General features: G+C 64.8%; 4 protein-coding genes. All 4 read right to left on the reverse strand.

The genetic code is table 11. From position 1 onward, the window contains the following. Nucleotides 1-102 precede the first annotated feature (102 nt). Nucleotides 103-3,387 (reverse strand): efflux RND transporter permease subunit, encoded by a 3,285-nt coding sequence (locus ACXJ7R_RS18525; protein ID WP_457153111.1) that lies wholly within the window; start codon nucleotides 3,385-3,387, stop codon nucleotides 103-105. Beyond that, nucleotides 3,384-6,500 carry an MdtB/MuxB family multidrug efflux RND transporter permease subunit gene (locus ACXJ7R_RS18530; RefSeq protein WP_457153112.1) on the reverse strand — a complete coding sequence of 1,039 codons (3,117 nt, stop codon included), beginning with the start codon at nucleotides 6,498-6,500 and terminating at the stop codon, nucleotides 3,384-3,386. Before ACXJ7R_RS18530 ends, ACXJ7R_RS18525 begins: the two co-directional genes overlap by 4 nt. Beyond that, on the reverse strand, nucleotides 6,497-7,870 hold the full coding sequence (locus ACXJ7R_RS18535) for an efflux RND transporter periplasmic adaptor subunit (RefSeq protein WP_457153113.1): 1,374 nt from the start codon (nucleotides 7,868-7,870) through the stop codon (nucleotides 6,497-6,499). Before ACXJ7R_RS18535 ends, ACXJ7R_RS18530 begins: the two co-directional genes overlap by 4 nt. 303 nt (nucleotides 7,871-8,173) lie before the next feature. After that, nucleotides 8,174-8,426 (reverse strand): hypothetical protein (locus tag ACXJ7R_RS18540; RefSeq protein ID WP_457153114.1); only part of this gene is annotated, 253 nt, incomplete at its 5' end.

The raw sequence follows: 8,426 nt of genomic DNA on the forward strand, positions 1-8,426 counted from the left end.
TTCCATCCCGGTCCACAGGCATGGAGAGCAGGCCGAGGCGGGCCAGGGTACAGGCCGTTGATCGCAGTGAGGAGCTTGGGACTCTCTGCGGCGGCCGGTTTCTCATTCTCCCGGCTGTGCACCGGGCTGCCAGGGGCGCCACTTTGGCGACCGCAGCCTCTGGCACCAGCGGCCGAAGCGGTCGACATAGATGTAGATGACCGGCGTCGTGTAGAGGGTCAGGATCTGGCTCAGCACCAGGCCGCCGACGATGGCTATGCCGAGCGGCTGGCGCAGTTCGCTGCCTTCGCCAAGGCCGATGGCCAGCGGCACGGCGCCGAACAGTGCCGCCATGGTCGTCATCATGATCGGGCGAAAGCGCAGCAGGCACGCCTGGTAGATGGCATCATGCGCCGACTTGTTCTCGTTGCGCTCGGCGGCCAGCGCGAAGTCGATCATCATGATCGCATTCTTCTTGACGATGCCGATCAGGAGGATGACGCCGATCAGCGCCATGATGCTGAATTCGATGTCGAAGGCCGACAGGGCCAGCAGCGCGCCGACGCCGGCCGAAGGCAGCGTGGAGAGAATGGTCAGCGGGTGGACGTAGCTCTCGTAGAGGATGCCGAGCACGACATAGACGGCGATGAGCGCAGCAAGGATGAGCAGCGGCTGGTCGGAGAGCGAATCCTGGAACACCCGGGCCGTGCCCTGGAAACTGCCGTGGATGGTGGCCGGCATGCCGATGCGGTCCGCCGCCGCGTTGATGGCCGCGACCCCGTCGCTGAGCGCGACGCCCGGCGCAAGATTGAACGACAGCGTGGTGGCGACGAACAGGCCCTGGTGGTTGACCGAAAGCGGCGTGCTGCCGGGGCCATAGCTCGCGACCGACGACAACGGCACCATCGTCTCGGCACCGGTGCTGACGGCCGATCCGGTCGATGCGGCAGTCTTGCCGGTGCTGGTGATGGAATTGGTCGCCTGGTTGCGCGCGGCATCCGTCGCTGCCGCCGCGGCGCTGCCGGACTGTCCCGGCGCGACGAATGTACCGGCAACCGCATTGCTCGCCTGCGAACCATGCACTGATCCGCCCGACGTGCTGACATAGACCTGTTTCAGCGCTTCGGGGTTCTGCCAGTATTGCGGCGCCACCTCCATGATGACGTGGTACTGGTTGCGCGCCACATAGATGGTGGAAACCTGGCGCTGGCCGAAGGCATCATAGAGCGTGTTGTCGATCTGGCCGACGGTGATGCCGAGGCGCGTCGCGGTGTCGCGATCGATGACGATATCCGCCTCCAGGCCCTTGTTCTGCTGGTCGCTGTTGACGTCGGTCAGCTTCGGCTCGGTCTGCAGTGCCGCCGCGAGTTTCGGCGCCCATTGCGCGAGGTCGTCGAAACTGTCGCCTTGCAGCGTGTACTGGTACTGCGCGTTAGACTGACGCCCGCCGACGCGGATATCCTGTACCGCCTGCAGGAAGAGGGTGGCGCCCGGCACCACCGCAAGTTCGCGCCGCAGCCGGGCGATCACCTGGTCGGCGGAAACCTTGCGTTCGGCCAGCGGCTTCAGCGACACGAACATCGAGCCGGAATTGGTCTGGCCGCCGCCGGTGAAGCCGACAGCGGCATCGACGGCAGGGTCCTTGCTGACGATGCCGGCGAACTGGCTGAGTTTTTGCGACATCAGCTGGAAGGAGGTTGCCTGGTCGGCCTGGATCGAGCCGACAAGCCGGCCGGTATCCTGCTGCGGAAAGAAGCCCTTGGGGATGGTGATGTAGAGATAAGCATTGAGGCAAAGCGTCGCCGCGAGCACAGCCATGATCAGCAGCGGATGGTCCAGCGCCCAGGAGAGCGACCGGCGGTAGCCGCTCAGCATGGCGTCGAAGACGCGCTCGCTGAAGCGGTAGAGACGGCCATGGCTGCGACCCTTTTCGCCGCGCAGCAGGATCGAGCACATCATCGGGGTGGTGGTCAGCGAAATCGCCAGCGAGACCAGGATTGCGGCCGACAGCGTGATTGCGAACTCGCGAAACAGCCGGCCGATGATGCCGCCCATCAGCAGGATGGGAATGAAGACGGCAATCAGCGAAAGGCTCATCGACAGCACGGTGAAGCCGACTTCCTGCGCCCCCTTGATCGCCGCCTCTATGCGGCCCATGCCCGAAGCGACGTGGCGGGAAATGTTCTCGAGCACGACAATGGCATCATCGACGACGAAGCCGGTGGCCACCGTCAGCGCCATCAGCGACAGATTGTCGATGCTGAAGCCGAGTAGGTACATGACGCCCAGCGTGCCGACCAGCGACACCGGCACCGCCACGATCGGCACCAGTGCCGAACGCAGGTCGCGCAGGAAGGCGAAGACGACCAGGATCACCAGGCCGATGGCGATCATCAGCGTCTGCGCGACTTCCCGCAGCGAAGCGCGGATGGTGGTCGAGCGGTCGACCGCCAGCGACAGATCGATGGCCGGCGAGATCGAGGCGCGCAGCGACGGCATAAGCGCCTTTACGCGGTCGACCGTGGCGATGATGTTAGCATTGGGCGAGCGGTTGAGGATGATCAACACCCCCGGCTTGCCGTTGGCAAGACCGGCATTGCGGATGTTCTCGACGGAATCGTTGACCTGGCCGACGTCTGAAAGCCGCACCGGGGCGCCGTTGCGATAGGCCACCACCAGCGAGCGATAGGCGTCCGCATGGTTGGCCTGGTCGTTGGCGTAGATCTGATAGCGCTGCGGGCCGACGTCGATGGCACCCTTGGGGCTGTGGGCGTTGGCCGAGGCGAGGGCCGCGCGCACATCCTCCAGCCCGATGCCGTAATCATAGAGCGCCTGCGGATTGAGCTCGACGCGCACCGCCGGCAGCGAACTGCCGCCCACCGACACCTCGCCAACACCGTCGACCTGCGAGAGTTTCTGCGCCAGCACGGTGCTGGCGGCATCGTAGAGCTGCCCCTTGGACAAAGTGTCGGAGGTGAGGGTGAGAATGAGGATCGGTGCGTCGGCCGGATTGACCTTGCGATAGGTGGGGTTGGAATGCAGGCTGGACGGCAGGTCGGCGCGCGCCGCGTTGATCGCCGCCTGGACATCGCGCGCGGCGCCGTCGATGTCGCGGTCGAGGCCGAACTGCAAGGTGACGCGCGCGCTGCCGACGCTGCTCGACGACGTCATTTCGTTGACATCGGCGATCTCGCCGAGATGCCGTTCGAGCGGGCTGGCGACCGTGTTTGCCACGACCTGCGGGCTGGCGCCCGGCAGCGATGCCTGCACCGAGATCACGGGGTAGTCGACCTCGGGCAGCGGCGCCACCGGCAATTGCGGAAACGCCACCAGTCCTGCCGCCAGCAGGCCGAAGGTCAGCAAGGTCGTTGCAACCGGGCGCCGGATGAAGGGAACCGACAGGTTCATGGCGCGGCGTCCGCATCATAGGCGCGCGGAAGGTCGGGCTGGACGCCCCGCAGCCGGGCGGCAAGGCGATCGAACCAGAGATAGATGACCGGCGTCGTGAACAGCGTCAGCAACTGGCTGACGAGCAGGCCGCCGACGATGGTGACGCCCAGCGGATGACGCAGTTCCGAGCCGACGCCGGTGCCGAGCATCAGCGGCAGCGCGCCAAGCATCGCCGCCAGCGTCGTCATCAGGATCGGGCGGAAACGCAGCAGGCAGGCCTGGTAGATGGCTTCGCGGGGCGCCTTGCCTTCGTTGCGCTGTGCGTCGAGCGCGAAGTCGATCATCATGATGGCGTTCTTCTTGACGACGCCGATCAAGAGGATGATGCCGATGATCGAGATGATGGTCAGGTCCTCGCCGGCGATCATCAACGCCAGCAGCGCGCCGATGCCGGCCGAAGGCAGTGTCGACAAGATGGTGATCGGGTGGATGAAGCTCTCATAGAGCACGCCGAGCACGATGTAGACGGTGATCACCGCCGCCAGGATCAGGAACAACGTGTTGTCGAGCGAAGCCTGGAATGCGCGCGCCGCTCCCTGGAAATTGGTGATGACGCTGAGTGGCATGCCGATGTCGCTTTGCGCCTGCTGGATCGCGGTGACCGCTTCGCCAAGCGACACGCCGGGTGCCAGGTTGAACGACACTGTGGTGGCGGGGAATTGCCCCATATGGGAGATTTGCAGCGGTGCGGTGGCGACGTGAGTGCTGGCGACCACGGCCAGCGGCACCGGACTGCCGCCGCTCGATGACGGCAGGTAGACGGAGGACAGCGCGTTGAGCGAATCCTGCAAAGAGGGATCTGCTTCGAGAATGACCCGGTACTGGCTGGATGTGGTGAAGATGGTCGAGACGATGCGCTGGCCGAAGGCGTCGTAGAGCGCGTTGTCGATCGTCGCCGGCGTGATGCCGAAGCGCGCCGCCTGGTCGCGGTCGATGTCGACGAAGACGGCGAGCCCGGCATCCGACAGGTCGCTGGCGACGTCGGCGATCTCAGGCAGCGTGTTCAACCTGGCCAGCAGCTTCGGCGTCCATAGCGTCAGCTCGTCTGGATTGGCGTCCTGCAGCACGAATTGATACTGCGTACGGCTGACCGTGCCGTCGATGGTCAGGTCCTGCACCGGCTGCATGTAGAGGGTGACGCCGGCCGTGGCGGCGGTCGCCTGCTTCAGCCTTGCTATGACTTGCGTGATGTCGGCGGTGCGCTTTTCATGCGGCTTGAGGTTGATCAGGATGCGGCCGACATTGAGCGTGTTGTTGGTGCCGTCGACGCCGATGAAGGATGACAGGCTGTCGACATCGGGGTCTTTCAGGATGATCGCCGCCAGTTCTTGCTGCCGCTCGGCCATCGAGGCATAGGACACCGATTGCGGCGCCTCGGTGATGGCCTGGATGACGCCGGTATCCTGCACCGGGAAGAAACCCTTTGGGATGACCACGTAGAGTGCTGCCGTCAACACCAGCGTGGCCGCCGCCACCAGAAGCATCAGCGTTTGCCGGTCGAGCACCCAGGTCAGCGCGCGGCCGTAACCCCTGATCACCCAGTCGAAGAAGTCGCGGCTGGCGCGCTGCAGGGCGTTCTCGCGCACCGCCGACAACGGCTTGAGCAGCTTGGCGCAGGCCATCGGCACCAGCGTCAGCGACACCACGGCGGAAATCAGGATGGTGGTGGCGAGCGTGATGGAAAATTCGCGGAACAGCCTGCCGACGACATCGCCCATGAACAGCAGCGGGATCAGCACGGCGATCAGCGAGAYGGTCAGCGATATGATGGTGAAGCCGATCTGCTGCGACCCCTYCAGCGCCGCCTGCAGCGGCGTCGCACCCTCCTCGACATAGCGCGCGATGTTTTCGATGACGACAATGGCGTCGTCGACGACGAAGCCGGTGGCAATGGTCAGCGCCATCAGCGAGAGATTGTCGAGGCTGAAGCCGAACAGGTACATCACCCCCAGCGTGCCGACCAGCGACAGCGGAACCGAGAGGCTCGGGATGAGCGTCGCACGGGCGCTGCGCAGGAAGACGAAAATGACCAGCACGACGAGGATGACGGCGAGCGTGAGTTCGTATTCGACGTCGCGCACGGACGCGCGGATGGTGGTGGTACGGTCGGTCAGCACCTTGACGTCGACAGTGCTTGGCAGCGAGGCCTGCAATTGCGGCAGCAGCGCCTTGATGCGGTCGACCACCTCGATGACGTTGGCGCCGGGCTGGCGCTGGATGTTGACGATAATGGCCGGCGTGCTGTTCATCCAGGCCGCCAGCCTGTTGTTCTCGGTGGCGTCGACCACCGTTGCCACATCGCTCAGCCGCACCGGGGCGCCGTCCTTGTAGGCGACGATCAGCGAGCGGTATTCCTCGGCGCTTTTCAGCTGGTCGTTGGCGTTGATGGTGTAGGCCCGCGACGGCCCGTCGAAATTGCCTTTCGGCGTGTTGACGTTGGCGCTGCCCAGCGTGGTGCGCAGATCGTCGAGATTGAGGCCATAGGCGGCGAGCTTGCGCGGATCGGCCTGGACGCGCACGGCCGGGCGCTGGCCGCCGCTGAGGCTGACCAAGCCGACGCCCGCCAGTTGCGAGATCTTCTGCGCCAGCCTTGTGTCGGCAAGCTGCTGCACATCGCGCAGCGGCATCGTGTCCGATGTCAGGCCGAGCGTCAGCACCGGCGCATCGGCCGGATTGACCTTGGCGTAGATCGGCGGCGCCGGCAGATCGGCCGGCAGCAGATTGCCGGCGGCGTTGATGGCCGCCTGCACCTCCTGCTCGGCGACATCGAGCGAGATCGCCAGGCTGAACTGCAGCGTGATGACCGAGGAGCCGGCCGAACTGACCGAATTCATCTGGTTCAGGTTGGCAATCTGCCCGAGCTGGACCTCCAGTGGGGCGGTGACCGAGGATGTCATGACGTCCGGGCTTGCTCCCGGATAGAAGGTCTGCACCTGGATGGTCGGATAGTCGACCTCGGGCAGCGCCGAGACCGGCAAATAGCGGTAAGCCAGCAGGCCTGACAGCATGATGGCGACCATGAACAGCGATGTCGCCACCGGCCGCAGAATGAAGGCTCGCGACGGGCTCATTGCTGCTGCCCGGACTCCGCATGGCGATGCTTGCGGCCCTGGCCCTTGTGCCTGCCGGTGTCGTCCGGCTTCAGCGTCGCGGACACCGGCTGATCGGGTGGCTGCGCCTGCGGTTGAGGCGCTGTCCCTGCCGGTGCAGGCGCCGAGGCCTGCGGGGCTGTCTGTGCCGGAGCCTGTGTCTGGCCGTCCTGTTGCAGGTTGATATGGGCTCCGTCGCGAAGCTTGTCGGCGCCGTCGACGACGATGCGGTCGCCGGGGGTCAGGCCCGCCAGGATCTCGACGTGCTCGCCATTGGTGACGCCAAGCGTGACCTTGCGCACCGAGACGGTGCTGTCGGGATTGACCAGATAGACGAAGGTGCCGGGCTGGCCGCGCTGAATCGAGGCGATCGGGGCGATCGCCACGTCCTTGTGCTCGTCCACCAGCAGCTCGATGTTGACGAACTGGTTCGGATAGAGAATGCGCGTTTCGTTGGCAAAACCCGCCCTCAGCTTGATGGTGCCGGTGCTCGGGTCGATCTGGCTGTCGAAGGTTTCAAGCTGGCCGTCGGCGAGCTTCTTGTTGCCGGCGCGGTCGAAGGCGGTGGTGGGCAGCTTGGCGCCCTGCTGCAGGCGCTGTGCGATCTCCGGCAAGTCGTCCTCGGGCACGGTGAAGAGGACACTGATCGGCTGCAGCCTTGTGATGACGACAATGCCGTTGGCATCGCCCGGCGTGACGTAGTTGCCCTCATCCACCTGGCGAAGGCCGGCGCGGCCGTCGACCGGCGCCAGGATGCGGCAATTGTCGAGATTGAGGGTCGCGGTCTGAACCAAGGCCTGGTCGACCTGGATGGAGCCGGCGTCCTGCGCAACCAGGGCGACCTGCGCGTCGAGCGTCTGATGCGTCGCCGCGCCTTGGGTCACCAATGTCTGGTCGCGTGCAAGGTCGAGCTGGGCGTCCTTCRGCATCGCTTGGTCGCGCGCCAGCTGGCCCTGGGCCTGGGCGAGTGCTGCCTGGTAGGGACGGGGATCGACCTCAGCCAACAGATCGCCCTTGGCGACGTCCTGACCCTCCTTGAAGTTCACCTGGACAAGCGGGCCGATGACCTGCGGCTTGACCGTGACGGTGGAGAGCGAGGTCACCGTGCCAAGCGCGTTGAGGGTGACGTCTATCTTGCCCTTCTCGATGGTGGCGGCGCCGATCGACATCGGTTGCGCGTTTCTTCTACCACCGGGCTGCCTGGCCTCGACATGCGGGCGTTGGTAGAGATAGGTGCCGGTGGCGGCGACAATTGCAATAAAGATCAGCCACGGGATCCAGCCACGCGAACGGCGTTGCGCGACATTCGTTTGCAGGGGCGTCTGCAGGGGTATTTCCAACTGCTGGTCCATGGCGGCATCTCTCACCCCCATCAACCAATATGGCCGAAACCGACCCAAGTCGAATTAACAGTTGGACAGGTTTGACCGGCCATGCCGGCCGGTCTTTCGCCTCGGTTTCTGCTGTTTCCGCGGTCGTGTCCTGACGGCCGGCGCGCCGGATACATGCGCATCAGCGGGCCGCCGTCGAAGGCGAGTTCGATGCCGTCGCACATCACCGACCTCGAATGGCAGCCTTATTTCGTCAACTGATCATCGGTTGACGAGGCAAAAAGAAACCGGCCTGCTTGTGCCGACCGGTTGTTCCGGGCGAGATCAGCTGCAGACGCGGACTTCCTCGATCACCCTGCGGTGGTGACGCCAGGTCCTGACCAGTTCGATATGACAGCGGTGATGCCGGTGGTAGCGGCGATATTCGCCGCCCTGGTAATCACCGAACTCTACGCTGTCGTCACCATACTGGTTGTCGTAGTCGCGCCGGTGGTGGCGGCGATAGTCACCACCTTGATAGTCGCCAAACTGCGCGCCGTCGTTCTGATCGTCACCATATTGGTTGTCATCGTAATGC

It is taken from the genome of Mesorhizobium sp. P5_C1 (assembly GCF_054049815.1).

What these genes read in the sequence shown, in the direction of transcription:
- ACXJ7R_RS18525 (WP_457153111.1), bottom strand. Translation starts at nt 3,387, where the DNA reads ATGAACCTGTCGGTTCCCTTCATCCGGCGCCCGGTTGCAACGACCTTG.